The 19,636-nt window shown below is 64.9% G+C and carries 20 protein-coding genes; 2 read left to right on the top strand and 18 right to left on the bottom strand.

Annotation, left to right across the window (positions count from 1 at the left end):
* The 3 genes from CAG11_RS30235 to CAG11_RS30225 form a co-directional block, all read right to left on the bottom strand.
* Nucleotides 1–768 (bottom strand): glycine betaine ABC transporter substrate-binding protein (locus tag CAG11_RS30235; RefSeq protein ID WP_085599940.1); only part of this gene is annotated, 768 nt, incomplete at its 3' end.
* 126 nt (nt 769–894) lie between these two features.
* Nucleotides 895–1,101, bottom strand: coding sequence for a hypothetical protein (locus tag CAG11_RS30230; RefSeq protein WP_022643983.1), 207 nt, complete (start codon nt 1,099–1,101; stop codon nt 895–897).
* Entirely contained in the window at nt 1,098–1,568 is a 471-nt protein-coding gene (locus CAG11_RS30225) for a hypothetical protein (protein ID WP_083456875.1), read from the bottom strand. The genes CAG11_RS30230 and CAG11_RS30225 overlap by 4 nt, the downstream gene beginning before the upstream one ends.
* Nucleotides 1,569–2,206: 638 nt before the next feature.
* Here CAG11_RS30225 and CAG11_RS30220 point away from each other — a divergent pair.
* A complete protein-coding gene (locus tag CAG11_RS30220) occupies nt 2,207–2,437 on the top strand; it encodes a hypothetical protein (RefSeq protein WP_022643981.1) in 231 nt (76 codons plus the stop codon).
* A 15-nt stretch (nt 2,438–2,452) separates the two neighbouring features.
* Here the strand turns inward: CAG11_RS30220 and CAG11_RS30215 are convergent, their stop codons facing one another.
* From CAG11_RS30215 to iolC, 13 genes are all read right to left on the bottom strand, one after another.
* Entirely contained in the window at nt 2,453–2,668 is a 216-nt protein-coding gene (locus CAG11_RS30215; RefSeq protein WP_085599938.1) for a hypothetical protein, read from the bottom strand.
* A 124-nt stretch (nt 2,669–2,792) separates the two neighbouring features.
* The gene (locus tag CAG11_RS30210; protein WP_371857928.1) at nt 2,793–4,028 is read right to left on the bottom strand and encodes a methyl-accepting chemotaxis protein; all 1,236 of its coding nucleotides are present in this window, start codon (nt 4,026–4,028) and stop codon (nt 2,793–2,795) included.
* A 690-nt stretch (nt 4,029–4,718) separates the two neighbouring features.
* Nucleotides 4,719–5,123, bottom strand: coding sequence for a TraR/DksA family transcriptional regulator (locus tag CAG11_RS30205; RefSeq protein WP_022643977.1), 405 nt, complete (start codon nt 5,121–5,123; stop codon nt 4,719–4,721).
* 353 nt (nt 5,124–5,476) lie between these two features.
* The gene (locus CAG11_RS30200; protein ID WP_068578214.1) at nt 5,477–6,499 is read right to left on the bottom strand and encodes an ABC transporter permease; all 1,023 of its coding nucleotides are present in this window, start codon (nt 6,497–6,499) and stop codon (nt 5,477–5,479) included.
* A gap of 70 nt (nt 6,500–6,569) precedes the next feature.
* Nucleotides 6,570–8,117 (bottom strand): sugar ABC transporter ATP-binding protein, encoded by a 1,548-nt coding sequence (locus tag CAG11_RS30195; RefSeq protein WP_085599936.1) that lies wholly within the window; start codon nt 8,115–8,117, stop codon nt 6,570–6,572.
* 66 nt (nt 8,118–8,183) lie between these two features.
* Nucleotides 8,184–9,110, bottom strand: a complete 927-nt coding sequence (locus CAG11_RS30190) for a sugar ABC transporter substrate-binding protein (RefSeq protein WP_085599934.1) — start codon at nt 9,108–9,110, stop codon at nt 8,184–8,186.
* A 52-nt stretch (nt 9,111–9,162) separates the two neighbouring features.
* Nucleotides 9,163–9,345, bottom strand: coding sequence for a hypothetical protein (locus CAG11_RS30185; protein ID WP_085599932.1), 183 nt, complete (start codon nt 9,343–9,345; stop codon nt 9,163–9,165).
* A gap of 200 nt (nt 9,346–9,545) precedes the next feature.
* Complete coding sequence (locus CAG11_RS30180) at nt 9,546–10,556, bottom strand: Gfo/Idh/MocA family protein (protein ID WP_085599930.1); 1,011 nt, start codon at nt 10,554–10,556, stop codon at nt 9,546–9,548.
* A 33-nt stretch (nt 10,557–10,589) separates the two neighbouring features.
* The gene (gene iolD / locus CAG11_RS30175; protein ID WP_085599928.1) at nt 10,590–12,527 is read right to left on the bottom strand and encodes a 3D-(3,5/4)-trihydroxycyclohexane-1,2-dione acylhydrolase (decyclizing); all 1,938 of its coding nucleotides are present in this window, start codon (nt 12,525–12,527) and stop codon (nt 10,590–10,592) included.
* 40 nt (nt 12,528–12,567) lie between these two features.
* Nucleotides 12,568–13,389 carry a TIM barrel protein gene (locus CAG11_RS30170; protein WP_085599926.1) on the bottom strand — a complete coding sequence of 274 codons (822 nt, stop codon included), beginning with the start codon at nt 13,387–13,389 and terminating at the stop codon, nt 12,568–12,570.
* Between the two features lie 30 nt (nt 13,390–13,419).
* Nucleotides 13,420–14,229, bottom strand: a complete 810-nt coding sequence (iolB, locus tag CAG11_RS30165) for a 5-deoxy-glucuronate isomerase (protein WP_085599924.1) — start codon at nt 14,227–14,229, stop codon at nt 13,420–13,422.
* On the bottom strand, nt 14,226–15,131 hold the full coding sequence (gene iolE / locus CAG11_RS30160; protein ID WP_053130668.1) for a myo-inosose-2 dehydratase: 906 nt from the start codon (nt 15,129–15,131) through the stop codon (nt 14,226–14,228). Before iolE ends, iolB begins: the two co-directional genes overlap by 4 nt.
* Nucleotides 15,132–15,199: 68 nt before the next feature.
* A complete protein-coding gene (gene iolC, locus CAG11_RS30155) occupies nt 15,200–17,137 on the bottom strand; it encodes a 5-dehydro-2-deoxygluconokinase (RefSeq protein WP_085599922.1) in 1,938 nt (645 codons plus the stop codon).
* 308 nt (nt 17,138–17,445) lie between these two features.
* Here iolC and CAG11_RS30150 point away from each other — a divergent pair, with 308 nt between their 5' ends.
* Complete coding sequence (locus CAG11_RS30150; RefSeq protein ID WP_085599920.1) at nt 17,446–18,366, top strand: MurR/RpiR family transcriptional regulator; 921 nt, start codon at nt 17,446–17,448, stop codon at nt 18,364–18,366.
* Between the two features lie 16 nt (nt 18,367–18,382).
* On the opposite strand, the gene CAG11_RS30145 is transcribed toward CAG11_RS30150, so the two are convergent.
* Complete coding sequence (locus CAG11_RS30145; protein WP_085599918.1) at nt 18,383–18,625, bottom strand: hypothetical protein; 243 nt, start codon at nt 18,623–18,625, stop codon at nt 18,383–18,385.
* Between the two features lie 2 nt (nt 18,626–18,627).
* Nucleotides 18,628–19,560 carry a DHH family phosphoesterase gene (locus CAG11_RS30140; protein WP_085599916.1) on the bottom strand — a complete coding sequence of 311 codons (933 nt, stop codon included), beginning with the start codon at nt 19,558–19,560 and terminating at the stop codon, nt 18,628–18,630.
* Nucleotides 19,561–19,636 lie beyond the last annotated feature (76 nt).

The raw sequence follows: 19,636 nt of genomic DNA, 5'->3' as shown, positions 1-19,636 counted from the left end.
GGTCGGACGGGGGTTGGGCTCGGCGGGATCGGTCAGGGTCTTCCAGGCCTGGGCATCGAAGGGCGGCTCCTGCAACTGGACCAGCTTGAAACGCCCCAGCAACGGCGTTGGCGACCAGTAGTAGAACAGCACCGGCTTGCCACGCCGGATCGACGAGCTGATCTCGGCGTCCAGGGCCGCTCCGGAGCCGCTACGAAAGTTCACGTAGCTGTCCTGCAGGCCATAGGCCTTGAGCTTCTGCTTGTTGACGATCTCCGAAGTCCAGCCGATGGGGCTGTTGAGAAAGCGTCCCTTGTCGGGACTTTCCGGGTCCTTGAACACTTCCTTGTAGCGCTTGAGATCGGAGACGCTACGCAGCTCGGGGGCCAGGGGCTTGATGCCCCGCTGCGGATCGCCCTTGATCACGTATTCGGGAACCCACCACCCCTCGGTGGCGCCCTTGACCGTGTCCCCCAGCGCCACCACCTTGCCCTCGGCCTCGGCCTTGACCCATACCGGGCTGCGCCCTGCCCACTCCTCGCCGATGACCTGGATGTCGTTGTTGGCCAGGGCGGTTTCCAGGGTGATGGTGGTGCCGGGCAAGGTATCGGTGGGCAGGCCATAGCCGCCCTCGACCACCGTGCGCAGGATCTCGGTGATCAGGCTGCCGCTCTCCCAGTTCAGGTCGGCGAAATGGATCGGCTGCGGCGCCGCAGTCGCCGCTGGCGCCGCGCCAAGAGCAGCAAGGGTCAACAGGCTGCTGGCCAGCAGCGCACGTAATCCGTTCATGGCAAGCACCTCTCTAGGTCGAGTCCTGGGCAAGAGGGACAGCGACGCACCAGCGCAAGGCCCCTGAAGCATTAAGTCAACTGACTGTAGTAGAGGTTCCGTGTTTTCAAGCACCCACGGATGGCATCAGGAGTCCGGCGGCTCCTGCAGGCACTGCAACTCGCGGCGCACCATGCTGGCGTAGGCCGCTGGCCGCAGGTTGTAGATCTGCGCGGCCACCCAGCTCAACCAGGCACCTTGCAGGACGGGCTTCTGTGCGAACAGGCGCTGGGCCTCGCTGCGCGCAGCGGCCAGATGCTGCTGGTGGAATTCGGCGCGGCTCTGGCTCGTCACTCGCTGGCCTTGAAGCTGATCAGTTCGCCCTTGCGCCACTTGGCGGCCTTGGCGGATATGGCCTTGAGGGTCTTGGTCAGGCCTTCCTGCAACTGTTCGTTGGCGGCGAAAACCATCACCACCGATTGCCCTTCCCTGAACACTATCCCCTGCCCCAGGGGGCTGGCGACGAAGGCGTAGTCGCCCAGGCCATAGACCGTCAGCTTGATCTCGCGAAAGCGGATTTCCATCTTGCCGCCTTCGCGGCTGGGCAATACCGCAGCGCGAAAATGATCTCCCACTTTCAGTTCCAGGCGGGGCTTGTCGTCCACCACCATGGCCGTCTCGGTATCGAGTTCGGCGATGTAGATGCCTTCGGCGGATTGTTCGGTGACATAGACAAAACGAGATTGAAACTGCTTGACCAGCTTTGCGCGCAAATCACCCAAGACAAACAACGCGTGCATTTCAAGATTACTTACTGCCAAGGAAAGGCTCCCCGATACTCAAAATGATGCTGTCCTTAAAAAAACGGGCAGCACAAAAAAACGCCATGACGGCGTACTCACTCCAATCACTCAACCAGAAGTTCATTCAGTTGGACCTGCTACTCCGGCGGCCATGGACACTGGGCAAGGGAAGATTCCACCATTGCGTAGGCACATGTCGAAGGCTGGAGAATAGGCTCTGAACCCGAAAAACGTGGCGCCGCGCAGTAGGGAACGAGTGCTGGAACAGGCCTGCTGGCCGCAAACACCCTGGTCAATTCCCGAAATCGGCAGCCACTTCGGGCGGCTAGGGGCAATTCTAGAGCAACTTTGTGTACTTCGACTATGCAAAGCGCAGGTCCATCACCCTTTGCACCAGTCAAGCAAAGACCAGTACCGCACTTCAACCGGTAACGTTATCCCCGGCATGTTACCGGCTGGCGTCATTCCAGTGCGCCGCCTCACTCCTGTCGTGGCATGACTGCTACCGATACTTGAGCACAGCTCTTTAGGAAAATACTTACAAGCTGATCTGACTCAGGATCCGGTTTCCCCAGCCACGCGATACTCGACGCCGGGTCCACCGGCCACACTCCGTGGGCATCCGAGACTCAACGAGCCAAAGGAGCAGAGGGGAAATGAAAGAGCTGGATATTGGCGAATTCTTCATCCGCGGCCAGTGCCGGGAAGTCAGGGGCGAATACCAGGCCGTGATCGCCCTGCGCACCAAGGTGCCCAAGAGCCGGTTCCACTTCTACCAGGTGGAACGCGACCGCTGGTTCAAGACCTCGGAGGAAGCCGCGGCAGCAGCCCGGGAACAAGCCAGGGCCCTCAAGCAAGCGATCGACCAGGGCGCGCTGGCCCCTTGAGCCAGTGGAGCCGGCCTAGGCCGAGTGCTTGAAACGCTCCCGGTCGGGGGCAAGCCCTGCCAGTTGCTCCTGCCAGGCCAGCTGGCATTCCTCGGCGTCGGCGCGACTGGCGAACGCGGTACCCCGTTGTTCGCCATTGACCAGCACCACCCAGCACACCTTGCGCCCCAGGGCTTGCAACGAGCCGGGCACGCCGCTGCCTATCATCACCGCTACATCGACCTTGTACATGGCTATCCCCGCGGAAATAGTTAGCAACCTAACGATATAGGCATGCTAAATGATTTCCATCTCTGGACAACAGCCGGTTATTGCACATCAGCATTACGCCAACGGTAACAATCGCCGCTCGCCATCAGGTCCGTCGGGATGGTGCCTGCTCGGGTTTGTAGCCCAGGCGCAGGCCGCCCCAGTGGCGTCCCTGGACCATGATCGGCACCGAAAGATCGTGCATCAGCTCGCCGGTATCACGGGTGTAGGTCTGCAACAACAGCGGCTGCTGATGGCTGCCGCAGCGAATACCGGTGCGATCGGCGAACTTGCGCTTGCTGCGGTTGTGCAGGTTGTCCACCTGGGGATCGCCGGTCAAGGGTTGGGAAAACGCCTGGTTATGGGTCGGCACGTAGCCTTCCTGGGTACAGGCGATGGCGAACACCAGGCCGTCATGGCGTGGCAGCAAGGACTCCTGGATCGCTGGCAGCACCTGGTCGGTATAGCGATCGAAGCGGGTGTGGTACCTGCTTGGCTCGGTGTTGGGAATCAACTGGTAATTGCGGTCGAACAGCTCGTCGAGGCTAATGCGCTGGGCCGCGAGGTCGGCCTCGAACTGCTCGGCGATGCGTCGCGCGCCTTCGCGGGCCAGGTCGTAGATGCGCTGGTGATATTCATCCAGGCCCACCGCGGCCAGGCGCTCGCTGATGGTTTCCGCCTGCCCTTCCATTTGCACCGCCGCCTCGGCAAGGCTGCGGGTCTGCTGGTCACTGACCGCCAGGTCGCTGCGCATCTGCTCCACCGCGTGGAACAGGCTATCCAACTGTTCGCGATTGGTCTCGGCGCCCCGGGCGATCTCGCTGACCTGCTCCTCGACCCCGGCCGCCAGGCGGGCGATGTTGTCCAGGTGGCGACCGGTATGCTCCACCTGCTCGACCCCAAGATTCAGGTCATCGGACAACTGGCGGATCTGTTCCACTACATCACCGGTGCGCTGCTGGATATCGGCCACCATCACCCCGACCTCATCGGTGGCCACCGCCGTGCGCCCGGCCAGTCCGCGCACCTCATCGGCGACCACGGCGAAACCGCGGCCATGCTCGCCGGCCCGGGCCGCCTCGATGGCCGCATTGAGGGCCAGCAGGTTGGTCTGGCTGGCAATGGACTGGATCACCAGGGCCACGCGCTGGATCTCCTCGCTGCGCTGGCTGAGGGCCTCGATCGACTCACGGCTGTCGTTGGCGCGCTGGCTCAGAAGGTGCATGCGGTTGATGGACTCGCCCAGCACCGTGCGCCCTTCGGCACTGCTGGCATGGGCTTCGCTGGCGGCTCCCAGCGCTTGGCGGCTGAGCTGCGAGGTGACCTGCTCGGTCTTGATCATCACCTCGGCGTTGCCGACGATACGCACCGCTGCATCCAGCTGGGATTGCAGCTTGTCGGCCAAGCGGGTTACCGAATAGGCCACGGCAGCGGCGGACAATGCATTGTGGGAAGTGCTGTAGGACAGATCGCGGGTCAGCGCCGACATTTCGCCATCGCTGGCCGCCAGCACCGCCCCCGTCACCTTGCGGCTACGCAGCCGGGGCAACCAGATCACCACCACCGCCAGCGGTAGGCACAGGTACAGCGGCCAGTCGCCCAGGGCCTGGCCGGCCAACAGCGCCATCAGGGCCGCACTCTGTAGCGCCGGAGCCCACCAACGGGCAGGTTCGGGAGTTGCCAGCGCCTGCGCCACAGGCACCGCGAGAGATCCATCTCTTGACATGTTGCTCACCCCATATCGTTCTAATTGTTTTGCCGCATTAAACGCCACTATAACGCCATGATCCATGGTCCCTTAGTCGGAACAGGCACAGCGGCAAGCTTGCAGCCTCAAGCGGCAAGAAGCGCGTGCGGGGCATTATTCAGGCTCTGGCGGGATGGGTATTGCAACAGATCAAGGGAACGGTAGCCGTGGCGCGGCTCCCGAAGGGAGGGCAATTGTAGCGAGGGGTTTGCACTCCAGGGACGCAGCGCCGGCTAGGCTGCGCCCCTGAAGGCATCAATGCACTTGAAACACTTGCAGCGGCTGTCAGGCCTGGCGCTGGTGCTTGTCGATCTGCTCGTGACGCTCTTGGGCTTCGATGCAGTACTTGGTGGTAGGACTGATCAGCAGGCGCTTTAGGCCGATCGGCTCGCCGCTGTCGTCGCACCAGCCGAAGCTGTCGTCACTGATCCGGCCCAGGGCCTGCTCCAGCTGCGGCAACATGCGCTGGTCGCGATCGATGGCATTGACCAACCAGGTGCGCTCTTCTTCGACGGAAGCGGCGTCGGCCGGGTCAGCCGGGGTATCCAGGCTTTCAATGGCGATCCGGTTCTGCTCGATGCGCTCGTGGGTTTCCACCTTCATGGCTTGCAACAGCTCAGTGAAAAAAGCGTGTTGCTCGGCATTCATGTAGTCATCCGCCGGCATGGCCAGCAACTTTTCCTTGGTCATTGATTTCTCTATAAAAAATACGTGCATTAAGGCGAATTCAAACTGTTTCCGGTTGACCTTCAGGGTCATCAGAAAGGCGCCATACCTTCCAAGCGCCACCCGGCACTCAATTTACGAGGGGCGGCAGTCTAAGGCCGGTTTGAGGGCTCAGCAACTGAAATGACAGCGAATCTGTCCGACAAACCGCACAAAGCCCGCAATTGCGGGCTTTGGGGCTGGTGATCGGAGTGCTTTTATAACAAAAAATTCCATGCGCGCAGGTCTTTTAGAAGACAAACGGCAGTACCGGACAGCGGATTTGGCCATTTTTGCGACAGATTACCGCCCTGCCCGTCCGCCTCCAGGCATCGACATCAGCGTTTGAGCTTGCGTTTGTTGCGGTACTGGTCGATGACCACCGCCACCACGATGATCAACCCCTTGATGATGTCCTGGATGTAGGCATCGACACCGACGAAAGTGAAACCGCTGGCCATCACCCCCAGGATCAGCGCGCCGATCACCGTGCCGGTGATGCGTCCCACGCCTCCGGCCAGGCTGGTGCCGCCGATCACTGCAGCGGCGATGGCATCCAGTTCGTAGGACATGCCCATCCCCGCCTGCCCGGTGGCGGCCCGCGCCGAGGCCACCACCCCGGCCAACCCGGCCAGCAGCCCGGCGATGCTGTAGACGATCACCAGGTGACGCTTGACGTTGATCCCCGACGTGCGTGCCGCCTGCATGTTGCCGCCGATGGCGTAGGTGTACTTGCCATAACGGGTGTAGCGCAGGGCGACATGGAAAATCACCGCCACCACCAGGAAGATCACCACCGGCATCGCCCCATGGCCAATGGCAGTGTAGGAATCGGACAGCATGCTCACCGGCTGGCCCTGGGTGTAGTAGCGCGCCAGGCCACGGGCCGAGACCATCATTCCCAGGGTGGCGATAAAGGGCGGGATGCCACTGAGGGCGATGATGCTGCCGTTGATCGCCCCCGCCAGCAGGCCGACCCCCAGCCCCGCCAGTACCGGGATCCATACCGGCAGATCGGTCAACCCGGGGAACACCGCGCGGCTGAAGTCGGAAGTCTGCGCCAGGCTGGCGGCGATCATCGCCGACAAGGCCAGCACCGAGCCCGAGGACAGGTCGATGCCGGTGGTGATGATCACCTGGGTCACGCCGATGGCCAGCAGGCCAATGACCGAGACCTGGAGGATCATCAGCACCAGGCGCTGGGAATTGAGCAAGAAGCTCTGCTCGCGGACCACCCAGCCGGACAGCTCGAACACCAGGGCGATGCCGATCAGCACCAGGAAGATACTCAGTTCGGTCGGCAGGCGCCGACGGCTCTTGGCCGGTGCCAGGGCCGGTTTGTTTTCCAGTATTGCGTTCATCACCGTCCACCTTGATCAGGGGCGGCGCCATTGCAGGCGGCCGGCCCAGGTTGAATGTCGTGTGTCGCCGCTAGTGTTCCAGGGCCAGGCCCGAGGCCAGCTGCATCACCCGCTCCTGGCTCGCTTCGCTGCGGTCCAGGGTGCCCATCAGTTGCCCCTCGTGCATGACCAGCACCCGGTCGCTCATGCCCAGGACCTCGGGCAGCTCCGAGGAGATCATCAGCACCGCCATGCCTTCGCCGGCGAGTGTGGCGATCAGGCGATAGATCTCGGCCTTGGCCCCGACATCGATGCCCCGGGTCGGCTCGTCGAGGATCAGGATCCGTGGCCGGGTCATCAGCCAGCGGGCCAGCAGGGCCTTTTGCTGGTTGCCGCCAGACAGGGTGTCGATGCACTGCTCCAGCGACGGGGTCTTGACCCGCAACTGGCGACACATGTCCTCGCACAGCGCACGCAGGGCCTTGTGCTTGACGAAACCCGCCCCGGCATAGTGCTTGAGCACCGCCACTTCCATGTTCTCCAGCACCGAGAGGCAGGGGAACAAACCACTGAGCTTGCGATCTTCGGTGAGCAGCGCCAGGCCCTGGCTGATGGCCACGTGGGGCTCGCCAATGCGCAACACCTGGCCATCGAGGATGATCTGCCCGCCATCGGCCGGGGTGATGCCGAACAGGGTCTCGGCCACGTTGGTCCGCCCCGAGCCCATAAGCCCGGCGATACCGAGGATCTCGCCGGCATGCAGGTCGAACGACACCCCCTCGAACACCCCGTCCAGGCGCAGGTCGCACACCTGCAGCAAGCGCTCGCCGATGGGCTGGTCACGCGTGGGAAACAGCTGGCTCAACTCGCGCCCGACCATCATCGAGATCAGGCTGTCGCCGTCCAGGTTCTCGGCCCGTTGCAGGCCGATGTAGGTGCCATCGCGAAACACCGCCACCTCATCGGCGATGGCGAACACTTCGTTCATCTTGTGGGTGATGTAGATGATGCCCTTACCCTGGGCCTTGAGGTCGGCGATGATCGAGAACAGATGCGTCACCTCCTTGTCGGTAATGGCCGAAGTCGGCTCATCCATGATCAGCACATCGGAGTCATAGGACACCGCCTTGGCGATCTCCACCATCTGCCGCTCGGCGATGCTCAGGTGGCCCACCTGCTCCTGGGGATCGAGCTCGATGCGCAGGCGTGCCAACAGCGCGGCGGTGGCGCGATGCATCGCCCGATGATCGACCAGGCCCAGCCGGCCCAGCGGCTCGCGGCCGATCCAGATGTTCTCGGCAACGCTCATGTGCGGCATCAGGTTGAGTTCCTGGTGGATCATCGCGATCCCCGCCTCCAGGGCCGCCAGTGGCGAGGCGAAGCTCACTGGCCGGCCCTTGAGGCGCAACTCGCCGGCATCGGGCTGGTAGATCCCGGCGATGATCTTCATCAGGGTCGACTTGCCGGCCCCGTTCTCCCCCATCAGCGCCAGCACGGTGCCGGGACGCACCCGCAGCTGCACCTCGGACAGGGCCACCACCCCGGGAAAGCCCTTGCTGACATTGATCACCTCCAGCAGGTAAGGCTCGATGACGGGGGTGATCCCGGCCGGATTCGAAACGGACGCACAGGCGTTCATGCTCAGCTACTCCCGCCGCCAGGCACCCAGGGCACCCGGTCGGCTTGCTCGGTGAATGAGGCCCGGCTACTTGAACTGGGCGACGTTGTCCGGGGTGATCAACCGATACGGGATCCACACCGCAGCCTCCACCGGCTGCTGCTTGATCATCTTCATCGCGGTCTCCACCGAACCTTCGGCCTGGCCCTTGGCGTCCTGGAATACCGACATCGCCAGCTCGCCGCGCTGCACCGCGCGCAGCCCGTCGGGGGTACCGTCGACCCCGGCGATCAGCACGCTGCCGCGTTCCACCCCGGCCTGGTTCAAGGCCATGGCGGCGCCGATGGCCATCTCGTCGTTGTTGGCCACCACGGCGTTGAACTCGCGGCCCTGGGTCAGCCAGTCATTGACCAGGGTCATGCCGCGGTCGCGCAGCCAGACCCCGGTCTGCTCCTGGTCGATCCGGATGCCCGGGTACTTGGCCAGCACCTCCTTGACGCCCTTGGTGCGATTGGCCGTGGAGTTGTTGGCCAGGTCCCCCAGCAGGATCACCACGCTGCCCTTGCCACCCATCTTGTCCGCCAGGTACTGCATCTGCATCCGCCCGGCCTCCAGGTCGTCGGAGGCCACGGTGACCACCCCCTTGGGCAGGGCCAGGTCATCCGGGCGACGGTTGACGTAGACCAGCGGGATCCCGGCCTTGACCGCCGCCTCGGTGATCTTGCGAGTGGCGGCGGTATCCACCGGGTTGACCACGATGGCGTCGACCTTCTGGCTGACGAAGCTTTCGACCTGGCTCAACTGCTTGACCACGTCGCTGCGGGCGTCCTCGAACTGCAACTGCACGCCCTCGGGCATGGACTTGGCCTTCTGGTCCATGGACTCGCGCAAGTAGGTCAGCCAGGTGTCGTCGAACTGCGACATGCTCACGCCGATCCGCACCTGGGCCTGGGCCACGCCGCTGGACAGCAGCAAGGCCAGGGCCAGGAAAACCACTCGGGTCTGGATATTCATCAAGGGTGCTCTCCACGTTGTTGTCGGTTGGCGGCTCGGGCACCGCCGCGGCTCAGGCGCGTGAATACAGGACCGGGGCGCCAGGCATGCAGCCCAGCAGCGAACCTTGGTGTTCGACACACAGGCAACCCAGCAGCGACAGCAAGCGGGAGGACCAGGGAGTGCGAGGCATCTCGCGAGAGGGAACGGCACCTGCCCGGGAGGGCAATGGCGTGGCAGAGCGAGGGATCTTCATCGACGGCACCTGTGTTGTTTTTGTTGGATGGCTGTCCAGGGCATCAGGCAAAACCTGAGGACCCCGGCAGCCTGGGTAGTCGGCAACCTGGAAATGACTCTATTGGAAAATATTTTCTATATTAACTCATTTTAGAATTTTGTTGCAGACGCTATTCAATCCCCATTCAAGGGCCTGCCCAGGGCCTTGGCCCGGGCCTCTCAGCCATAGAATGCGGGGCGCGGCGGCAAGTGCACCGGCACGATGGCCCCGCTCTGCTGGGCCTGGATGCAAGCGTCGGCAGCCACCGCCGCCGCCAGGCCGTCCCAGGCCGAGGGGCCTCCCACCTGCCCTGCCGCTACGGCATCGATGAAGGCTTGCAGCTCGACGTCATAGGCGGCGATGAAGCGCTCCTTCCAGTCCATGAGGATGGCGCTGGACAGGTTGGCGGCGCTGCGCAGTTGCACCTGGGGCGGCTCGGGCAGGCGCGCGATACCGCTCTCGCCCACCACCTCGCACTGGATGTCGTAGCCGTATTGGCAGTTGACGAAAATCTCCACATCGATCCGCACCCCACGGGCGGTCTCCAGCAGCACGATCTGCGGGTCGCGCAGTTGCCCATGGGCCTTGCTCGAAACCCTGGGGAACAGCACCTGCACCGAGACGTAGTCGTCGTCCAGCAACCAGCGCAGCACGTCCAGTTCGTGGATCAGGGTGTCGGTAATGGCCATGTCGGTCTTGTAGTTCGGCCCTACCCGCGGATTGCGGTGGGCGCAGTGCAGCATCAGCGGCGTGCCGATCCGACCGCTGTCGACCACGGCCTTCAGCGCCTGGTAGCCAGCGTCATAAGGGCGCATGAAGCCCACCTGGACCAGGCGCTTGCCGTGGGCCAGCTCGGCCTCGACGATGCGCCGACAGCCTTCGGCGGTCACCGCCAGGGGTTTCTCGCAGAACACCGGCTTGCCGGCGGCGATGGCCGCCAGCACGAACTCCTCGTGGCTGGGGCCCCAGGACGTGACCAGCACCGCCTGCACCAGCGGCGAGCGGATCAAGGCATGGCCGTCTGCATGGACTTCAGCCTGCAGTTGCAGGTCGTCGACCACCCGCGCCGCCTGTTGCCGATCGATGTCGGTCACGGCCACGACCCGGCTGCCCTGCAGGGTCTGGCTGCAACGCCGGATGTGATCCTGGCCGATGGCCCCGGTCCCGATAACGCCTAGCTGCAAAGACATGGATGTACTCCTGTGGTTGTTCGTGGCAAAGGATCAATACTGGCGGGCCCTGGCCAGTTCGGCGGCAATGGCCCGGGACGCGGCGGCAACCCGCTCGCTGTCAGAGACTTGGGCCACCCCCACATGCCACCAGGACTGGTAGCCATGGAGCATGGTCTTGGGCAGGACCTTGATGTCGATCAGGGTCGAGACCGTCTGCCGGCGGGCATCCGCCAGGGCCGCCTGCAACTGCTCGAGGCTGGTGACCCGGTAGGTCTTGCAACCGTAGGCCGCGGCGCTCATGGCGTAGTCCACCGGGATCAGGCCGCCGTCGAGCCGGCCCGTGAGCGGGTCGCGATAGCGAAATTCAGTGGCGAAGCTGTCCTGGCCCTGGCCCAGTTGCAGGTTGTTGATGCAACCGAAGGCCATGTTGTCCAGCAATACCAGGTTGATCTTGCGCCGTTCCTGGAGCGAGGTGACCAGCTCCGAATGCAGCATCAGGTAGGAGCCGTCCCCCAGCAGCGCATAGACCTCGCGCCCAGGCTCGGCGAGCTTGACCCCCAGGGCCGCGCCGACCTCGTAGCCCATGCACGAATAGCCGTACTCCACGTGGTAGCTGTTGAGCCCCTTGCTGGCCCAGCTGCGCTGCAAGTCGCCGGGCAGGCTGCCGGCGGCGGCGACGATCACCGCGTCTTCGTCCAGCACCTGGTTGAGCACGCCCAGGACCTGGCTCTGGGTCAGGCAGGAGCCGGTGAGCTCGATGAACTCGCGCAGCACCGCCGGGTCCAGTGAGTCGTCGACCTCGGGCACGAAGGCCTGCGCCGAATACTGCACGCCATGCAGGCGCTGCACCTCGGCCGCCAGCTGCGCCTTGGCCGTCGCCACCTGCTCGCCCCAGCCGGCGCGATAGTCACGCTCCACCAGGACCTGCGACAGGCCCTGCAAGCCGGCGCGGGCATCGGCCAACAGTTGCACGCCATCGAGCTTCAGGGCGTCGCCGGGGTTGACGTTGAGATTGAGGAACTGCACCTGCGGATGCTGGAACAGCCATTTCGAGGACGTGGTGAAATCGCTGTAGCGCGTCCCCACGCCGATGATCAGGTCGGCCTCCCGGGCCAACAGGTTGGCCGCCAGGCAGCCGGTCTCGCCAATGCCGCCGACGTTCAGCGGATGGCTCGAGAGCAGCGCGCTCTTGCCCGCCTGGGTCTCGGCCACGGGAATCGCGAAACGCTCGGCGAACGCCTGCAGCGCCTCGCCGGCGGCGGAGTACTTGACCCCGCCACCGCAGATGATCAGCGGCCGGCGCTTGCCCAGCAGCAGCGCCGTGGCATCGGCCAGCATGGCCGCGGTGGGCAGGCGCCGATCGATACGGTGGACCCGGCGGGCGAAGAACGCCTCGGGATAGTCGTAGGCCTCGGCCTGTACGTCCTGGGGCAGCGCCAGGGTCACCGCGCCAGTTTCCGCCGGGTCGGTCAGCACCCGCATGGCCTGCAATGCGGCACTCATCAATTGTTCCGGACGGTTGATCCGGTCCCAGTACTTGCTCACGGCCTTGAAGGCATCGTTGGTGCTGATGCCCAGGTCATGGAACTGCTCGATCTGTTGCAACACCGGGTCCGGCTGGCGGCTGGCGAACACATCGCCGGGCAACAGCAGCAAGGGGATGCGATTGGCCGTGGCGGTGGCGGCCGCGGTCAGCATGTTCGCCGCACCAGGCCCCACCGAGGCGGTACAGGCATAGACCTGCCGACGCAGGCGTTGCTTGGCGAAACCGATGGCCGCGTGGGCCATGCCCTGCTCGTTGCGCCCCTGATGCACCTGCAGGCCACCCGGGTCCTGCTGCAGGGCCTGGCCGATGCCCAGCACGTTGCCGTGGCCGAAGATGGTGAAGACTCCGGCGACGAAGCGGCTCTGTTGTCCATCCACCTCGACGTACTGGTTGTCGAGGAACTTCACCAGGGCCTGGGCCATGGTCAGGCGTAGCGTGCTCATTTCAGCTCCTTGCAAGGTATAGGGACGTCGCGCCGGGCACTCATTCCAGGGCCCGGCGCAGATGGTCGATGCTGGCGCCCAGGGCCTGGCGGACATCCACCAGGCCATGGACGCAGGCGGCGAAAGGCTCGAACGACAGGTAGCCGGTGTAGCCCTGGTGCAACAGCGCCTTGAGTTGCGCCACGTTGCCGAGCCGATCCGCCGCGCCCACCAGCACCCGATGGCCATCGCGCAACAGGCCCAGAGGCGCCTGCGCATCCTCGACCCCCGAGATATGCACCAGGCCGGTCAGTTCGGCGAACAGCTCCTGCTCTCCAGCCAGGCGGTGATGGAAAGTGTCGTGCAGCAGGCGCAGGACATCCAGGCTGGCGGTATCGCGGACCGCCTCCAGCGCCAGGCGCTTGCTGCGCAAGGCGCTCTCCTGAAAACCCAGGGGCTCGATGAAGCCGTACAGGCCATGCCGGCGCAGTACCGGGGCGATTCCCTCGAGGGCGCTGCGCAGCGCCAATGCCCGCTGCGCGGCATCGCGCGGGTCCCCGGCCTCATTCAGCGGACACAGCACCAACCCCCTGGCACCGCAGGCCACGGCATACTCGGTCAATTGCCGCAGTTGCCGCTCGCGCTCCGGGTTCCAGACATCGAAGGGGTACAGCGCATTGATCGACAGCACCCGCACGCCACGGCTCGCGCACAGCTCGCGAACCCGCTCCGGCGGCGTGCCATCGGTGATTTCCACGCCCGGCAGGTCGTTGCGCAACTCGATGGCATCGATCCGCAACTCCAGCGCCAGGTCGAGGAATTCCACCAGCGACAAGCTCGGCGCGACCATCCGGTTCAAGGCAAAACGCAAGGGCCGGGGCATGTGGCTGACTCTCCCTATGGCGTGGCGCTCTCAGAGATCGAGCAGCCAGCTGTGCTGCGGATCGTTGTGGAATTGCCAGGCGCGTTTCGGCCCGGCCATGACATTCAGGTAGTAGGACTGGTAGCCGTACGGCACGCAGACCGGGTGATAACCCTCGGGGACCACCACCAGGTCGTGGTGCTCCACGGCCATGGCTTCGTCCAGTCGTCGATCGTCGGTGTACACCCGCTGGAACACGAAGCCCTGGGGCGGGTCGACCTGGTGGTAGTAGGTCTCTTCGAGAAAGCTCTGGTGCGGCAGGTCGTCGGTATCGTGCTTGTGGGGCGGGTAGCTGGAGGAATGCCCGGATGGCGTGCGCACCTCCACCACCAGCAGCGAATGCGCAGGCTCGCTGGCCGGCAGGATGTCGCAGACATAACGGGTATTGGCGCCCTTGCCCCGTACGCTGCGCGCGCACTGCTGCGGGCGGATCAGCCGCGGCGCCAGCCCGGCCTCGCGGCAACCGGGGGCTGCGCAGACCGCCAGCTGCACCGGGTCCAGCGCGGTGATCCGGGCCTGGCAGCCCGGCGGCAGGTAGACGGCGAACGGCGCCAGGTCCTCGAACACCGATTGGCGCTCGCCGATCCCCTCCCAACGGAATGCACCATGCCCCGGCGCCTCGCCCTCGACCCGCACATGCCCGGCCAGCAACACCAGGCATAGCTCGCGTTCACCGGCACTGACCGGCAGGCTTTCGTCCGGGCCCAGGCGGTAGGCGGCGAAACCCACGTACTGCAAACGGCCTTCCTCGAGTCGCACCAGCTCCTGGCCCGCGCTCGTGCCCTTGACCAGCAGGCTCATCGAGCAGCCCTCCCGTGCCCGGCACTGGCCAGCAAGGCGCGCAGGGTGTCATAGCCTTTGCGGGCATAGACCTCGCTGGGGGCCACCGCCGGGTCCTGCTCGGCCTCCACCACCAGCCAGCCCTGGTAACCGGCGCCCAGCAACACCTGCAGCAACGCGGCAAAATCCAGGTCGCCATCACCGGGCACGGTAAAGGTGCCGTTGACGATACAGTCGGGAAAACTCCAGAGCTGGTTGCGCGCCAACTGCACCACCGGCTTGCGCACATCCTTGAAATGCACATGGCAGACCCGCCCGACATGCCGGCGCAACACTTCCAGGGGCTCGCCACCGCCCATGTAGCAATGCCCGGAGTCGAACAGCAGGCCCACCTCGGGGCCGCTGCGGCGCATCAGCTGGTCGATGTCCTGCGGCGATTCGACGTAGGCGCCCATATGGTGGTGATAGGCCAGGCGCACGCCCTGGGAGAGGGTGAAACGGGCCAGCTCGGTGAGCTTGTCGGCATATTCCTGCCAGGCCTGTTCGGCGTGAAAGCGCGGGCGCTCCACCAGGGCGATGGGTTGGCCCTGGATCGAGTCGGCCACCTCGCCATAGACCAGCACCGTGGCGCCATTGTGCGCCAGCAACTGCACATGGGCGGCGATGGCTTCGATCTCCTCGGCCACCGAGCGCCGCGCCAACTGGCCGCTGTACCAGCCGGAAACCAGCGCCAGCTCGTAGGGCCGCAGCACCTCGGCCACCCCCTGGGCATCCCTGGGGAACTTGCCGTTGAGCTCGAAGCCCTCGTAGCCGATGGCCTTGCCTTCGGCCAGCGCCGTGTCCAGGGGCGTCTCGCCCCCCAGGGACGGCAGGTCGTCATTGCTCCAGGAAATCGGGTTGATGCCAATTCGGATCGCGGGCATGGCTGCACCTTTTATTGTTGTTCGGATCGCACTCTAAAAAACCGCCTCGCCACCAAGGCCTGGGGCGTTCACGGGCGGGCGCTGCGCCAGGCCTCGATCAACTGGACGAACGTGCCCTGTACTTGCTCGATCAGTTGCTGGTCGTCGATCTCCCCCGCCAGCCAGGCACGGCTGGGCTCCTGGAAGATCGTGCGACCCACGGCGAAGCCCCGGCAACTGCTGCTGCCGGCGGCCTGGCGAAAGCCCTCGGCCAGGGCCTGGGGCGAGGCGTTGAGCCCCAGCAATACCACCCCGCGGCAGTAGGGATCACGCTCCTGGATCAACTGGTCCAGGCGCTGCCACTGCTCGCGATCCTGGGCCTCGATCTTCCACCAGGCCGGGTAGATGCCCAGGTTGTAGAGGCGCTTGATGGCCCGGTACAGCACCTCGGGATGGGCCCCGGGCAAGTCCTTGGGCGGGATGACCTCCAGCAGCAACTCATGGCCGCTGGCCTGGGACGCCTGGTACAGGGCGCGGATCTGCGCCTCCTGCTCCAGGCGCAGCATGGGTTCGTCATCGGGATGAAATTGCACCAGGCACTTGATGATCTGCTCCTGGGGCCAGGCAATCAGGTTGCTGCCAATGGCCCGGCCCTGCTCGAACACCAGGGGCCGCGAACCCTGCAGTTCCACCGGGCGTGCCACCCACCAGCCACGACCGGTGGCGGCGTTCAATGCATCCTGGCCGAAGCGCTGGTCCGCCAACACGCCGACATCAGCCTCGACGCCTTCGCGTCGCAGGTCGGCCTCGACCCGCTGCACCGCCTCGACGAACAGCAGCTTGAGTTGTTCGATGACCTTGAGCTCGCGCCCACCCTGGCGGGCCAGCTCCACCAGTTGCCCGCGATGATCGAAGGCGAAGATGAACAGCGGCCGCCACGCCTTGCGCGGCACGCTGACCTGGTGCAGGCGCCGCAGGGTCGGGTCTTGGTCCGGACGGGTGATGGGCCGCGGGCTGCCGAACAGGTAGTCGAGCTCGGCACGGGTCGGCATCGCCGGGGCACAGGCATGGCGCGAGACCACCAGGGCGCCGCAGGCATTGGCCAGTTGGCAGCAGCGCTCATCGTCCGCCCCCTCCAGCCAGCCACTGAGGAAGCCGGACATGAACGCATCGCCGGCGCCCAGTACGTTCAGCACCTCGACCTGCACGCCCTGGTGCACCTGCAACGCCTCCAGATGGCGGGGAATGGCCCCATGGATCACCGTGCAGCCCCTGGGCCCGAGCTTGACCACCAGGGTCGCGGCCGTGAGCTCGCGCACCCGGCGCAGGGCCGCCAGCAAATCCGGCTCGCCCCCGGCGATCAGGAACTCCTCCTCGGTGCCGACGATCAGTTCGAAGCGCGGCAGGATGCCCTGCACATGCTGGCTGACCTGGCGGTCGGCGACGAAGCGGGTCTGGCCATCGGCCTTGGCCGCCAGGCCCCAGAGCACCGGCCGATAGTCGATGTCCAGCACTCGCCGCACCCCGTGGCGCTGGGCATAGTCGAGGGCCTGGATGCTGGCCCGGTAGACCTGGTCGCTGGAAAAATGCGTGCCGGTGATCAGCAGCGCCTTGCTGGAGGCGATGAAGGCCTCGTCGATGTCCTCGGCGGCCAGGGCCATGTCGGCGCAGTTCTCGCGATAGAACACCAGGGGAAAACTCTCGCGGTCCTTGAGGCCCAGCAGGACCAGGGCCGTCAGGCGCTCGGGATCGACCCGCACGGCGCGGGTGTCGCAGCCTTCGCGCTGCAACGACTCCAGCAGGAAGCGCCCCATGTGGTCGTCGCCGACCCGGGTCAGCATCGCCGACTTCAGGCCCAGGCGCGCGGTACCGAAAGCGATGTTGGCGGACGAGCCGCCAAGGTACTTGGCAAAACTGGCGACATCTTCCAGGCGGGCCCCCACTTGCTGCGCGTAGAGGTCGACGCCCAGGCGTCCGAGGCAGATCAGATCCAATTGACGCCCACTGGTAAAGCGGTCCTGGCCCATGCTGGCTCCTGTTATTGTTATCAGCCGCTGCCTGCCGCCGGTTCCTCGGCAAGCACTCTTGGTGGGTGCAGACTAGAACGGCTTTCACTGCCAGATCAATATTTATTCTAAAATTTTTTACATGGAATATTTTTTCCACTAAAGTTCGCTGCACGCCGGAATCTGTGCCCTGCATCGTTTCAGCAATGCGCTGCAGGCCCCGGCCGGCAAGATTTTCCCGGCGCCGACCCTGTAGACTGCCCGCAGTCCGCCTAGTCTCAGGGGCACTACCCAGGCTCGCCCCATCAGCACCGCAAGAAGGATTGACCATGCCCCATACCGATCAGCCGGCCTTGTCCGAAGGCACCCCGGACAGCGACCTCGCCACTCGCCCGCTCGATGCCGAGGGCCTGCTGCAACTGATCGCCCGGGAATACGAAAGCCTGCCGCGCCAGCTCAAGCGTATCGCCAGCTACATGAGCCAGCAGCGCGACCGGATCATGGTCGATCGCATCAGCGACATCGCCCGCGAATGCGAAGTGCACCCCTCGGCCATCGTGCGTTTCTCCCAGCGCCTGGGCTTTCGCGGCTTCAGTGACATGCAGGCGTTGTTCCGCGAGGCCTATACCCACAAGGCCACGCCGGTACAGAACTACCAGCAGCGCATCCGCAGCCTGATCGCCAACAAATCACAGAAGGCCAGCAGTGCCGACCTGGCTCGCGACTGCATCGGCGCCACCCTCTCGGGGATCGAGCGCCTGGAACAGGAGCTGGACGAGGCGGCCCTGGAGCGAGCCGTGGACCTGGTGGTCAATGCCGAGAACATCTACGTGGTGGGGGTGCGGCGCTCCTTCGCGGTGGCCGACTACCTGGTCTACAACCTGCAGCACACCAACAAGCGCATCCACCTGGTCTCGGGGCTCGGTGGCAGCTACCGCGAGCAGATGCGCAGCATCCGCCCCGGCGACCTGGTGATCGCCATCAGCTTCACGCCCTACGCCAAGGAAACCCAGCACTGCCTGCGGATTGCCCAGCACCACCAGGCCAAGACCCTGATCATCACCGACAGCACCCTCTCGCCCCTGGCCAAGCGCGCCAACAGCGTGCTGCTGGTCAACGAGGGCAGCTCGTTCGCCTTCCGTTCGCTGAGCGCCACCTTGTGCCTGTGCCAGGCGCTGTTCATCGCCGTGGCCTACCGCCTGGAGCTGAAGATGGATGAAATCCACGAGCAAGGCGGCTTCGAGGATTAGCCGCGCAGCGGGCGCCTCATTCGTAGATCTTGCCGCAGTACAGGAACACCGCGAAGCGCTTCCACGGTGAGGCGTCGGCCAACCCCTGGCTGGCGCCCATGGCACTGGCTTCGGCCCAGGCATGGGCGGAGTCGAGGAAGTCCTCGATGGAGTCGTTCTGCCAGTCGCTGGCTTGGCGTCGGTCGGCACTCAAGGCCTGGACGAACGCCAGGAAACTTTGCTCATCCACCACTTGCTGCAAGGCTTGATCCAGGTCCACGGTTACCTCGGGGTCATCGGTGCCTGCCAGGCCAGGCCCATGCGCAGCAACTCCTTGCGCAAGATCGGCCGGTCCAGGCAGTGCAGGCCATTCACGGCCGGGCACTCTAGCAGCCGGTCCAGCTTCTGCGCACTCGCGGCTCCACCACTGAGCAAGTAGCTGCGCCCCTCGCCGAGGCTGATCAGGTTCAGCAGCCAGTCATCGCCCCACTGCCCCAGCACCTTTTCGATCAAGGGCCGTTGCTGGCGCAGCAAGCGATCGGCATTCCACAAGGTCAACTGGGCGAAACGCCTGGGCAGGTTGCTCTCTTCCCCGAGGACTTTCAGGTCCTTGTGCAGGGCCTGCTCCAGTTGTTCCTCGATCTGGCGCTGGCACTGGTCGAAGTAGCATGCAGGCCACTGCTCGTCCAACCCGGCGTGCCGGGCCAGCATGGCATAGGCCTGGCGATCGGCATCGGTGCAGATCCGGGCGGTGAAGTTCAGGGTGTTGTCGAGAATTCCCGCTGCCAGCAATTGCGCACTGTCGCGGCTCATCTGCGCCAGCAGCCCCGAGTCGCGCCAGCGCTCATAGACCTGGGTGCAGGCGGCGCCGATCCGGCGGATATCCGCACGCGGCCCCAGGCGCTCGGCCCAGAACCCTTCGAACCCGGGATGATGGTCGATGACCTCCACCACCCGTGCAAGATCCACCAGCGGGTCCAGGTGCAGGTGATTGGAAACGTCCACCAGCACGAACACATCGTCGCGGCTAGCAGGTCCCGGCGCGTCCAGGCCCTTTAGGGCCGAGCGCAGTTGCCGGGGGATGCTTTCGTTCAGCGGCGCGCTGCTCAGGGCCCGGGCCGGCTGGCCGCGCAGGTTGAGCCATTCGGCGTAGGCGATGCAGCCGGCGTAGGCGTCCATGTCCAGGTAGGCCGCGCCGGAGGTGACAATGATCATGACGTCCTTGTGCAATACGAAGGCCCTGGGGCCGGGGTGCCGAGCATGGCCGGCGAATATGACAGCGCCATGACAG

The organism is Pseudomonas sp. B6(2017) (assembly GCF_002112765.1).
Taxonomy (GTDB): domain Bacteria; phylum Pseudomonadota; class Gammaproteobacteria; order Pseudomonadales; family Pseudomonadaceae; genus Aquipseudomonas; species Aquipseudomonas piscis.
This window is presented reverse-complemented; position numbering and strand designations above follow the sequence as displayed.

Coding starts and splice junctions, on each gene's coding strand:
- CAG11_RS30220 (WP_022643981.1), top strand. CDS start 2,207: ATGAAAGAGCTGGATATTGGCGAATTCTTCATCCGCGGCCAGTGCCGG.
- CAG11_RS30215 (WP_085599938.1), bottom strand. CDS start 2,668: ATGTACAAGGTCGATGTAGCGGTGATGATAGGCAGCGGCGTGCCCGGC.
- CAG11_RS30210 (WP_371857928.1), bottom strand. CDS start 4,028: ATGATCAAGACCGAGCAGGTCACCTCGCAGCTCAGCCGCCAAGCGCTG.
- CAG11_RS30205 (WP_022643977.1), bottom strand. CDS start 5,123: ATGACCAAGGAAAAGTTGCTGGCCATGCCGGCGGATGACTACATGAAT.
- CAG11_RS30200 (WP_068578214.1), bottom strand. CDS start 6,499: ATGAACGCAATACTGGAAAACAAACCGGCCCTGGCACCGGCCAAGAGC.
- CAG11_RS30195 (WP_085599936.1), bottom strand. CDS start 8,117: ATGAACGCCTGTGCGTCCGTTTCGAATCCGGCCGGGATCACCCCCGTC.
- CAG11_RS30190 (WP_085599934.1), bottom strand. CDS start 9,110: ATGAATATCCAGACCCGAGTGGTTTTCCTGGCCCTGGCCTTGCTGCTG.
- CAG11_RS30185 (WP_085599932.1), bottom strand. CDS start 9,345: ATGAAGATCCCTCGCTCTGCCACGCCATTGCCCTCCCGGGCAGGTGCC.
- CAG11_RS30180 (WP_085599930.1), bottom strand. CDS start 10,556: ATGTCTTTGCAGCTAGGCGTTATCGGGACCGGGGCCATCGGCCAGGAT.
- iolD (WP_085599928.1), bottom strand. CDS start 12,527: ATGAGCACGCTACGCCTGACCATGGCCCAGGCCCTGGTGAAGTTCCTC.
- CAG11_RS30170 (WP_085599926.1), bottom strand. CDS start 13,389: ATGCCCCGGCCCTTGCGTTTTGCCTTGAACCGGATGGTCGCGCCGAGC.
- iolB (WP_085599924.1), bottom strand. CDS start 14,229: ATGAGCCTGCTGGTCAAGGGCACGAGCGCGGGCCAGGAGCTGGTGCGA.
- iolE (WP_053130668.1), bottom strand. CDS start 15,131: ATGCCCGCGATCCGAATTGGCATCAACCCGATTTCCTGGAGCAATGAC.
- iolC (WP_085599922.1), bottom strand. CDS start 17,137: ATGGGCCAGGACCGCTTTACCAGTGGGCGTCAATTGGATCTGATCTGC.
- CAG11_RS30150 (WP_085599920.1), top strand. CDS start 17,446: ATGCCCCATACCGATCAGCCGGCCTTGTCCGAAGGCACCCCGGACAGC.
- CAG11_RS30140 (WP_085599916.1), bottom strand. CDS start 19,560: ATGATCATTGTCACCTCCGGCGCGGCCTACCTGGACATGGACGCCTAC.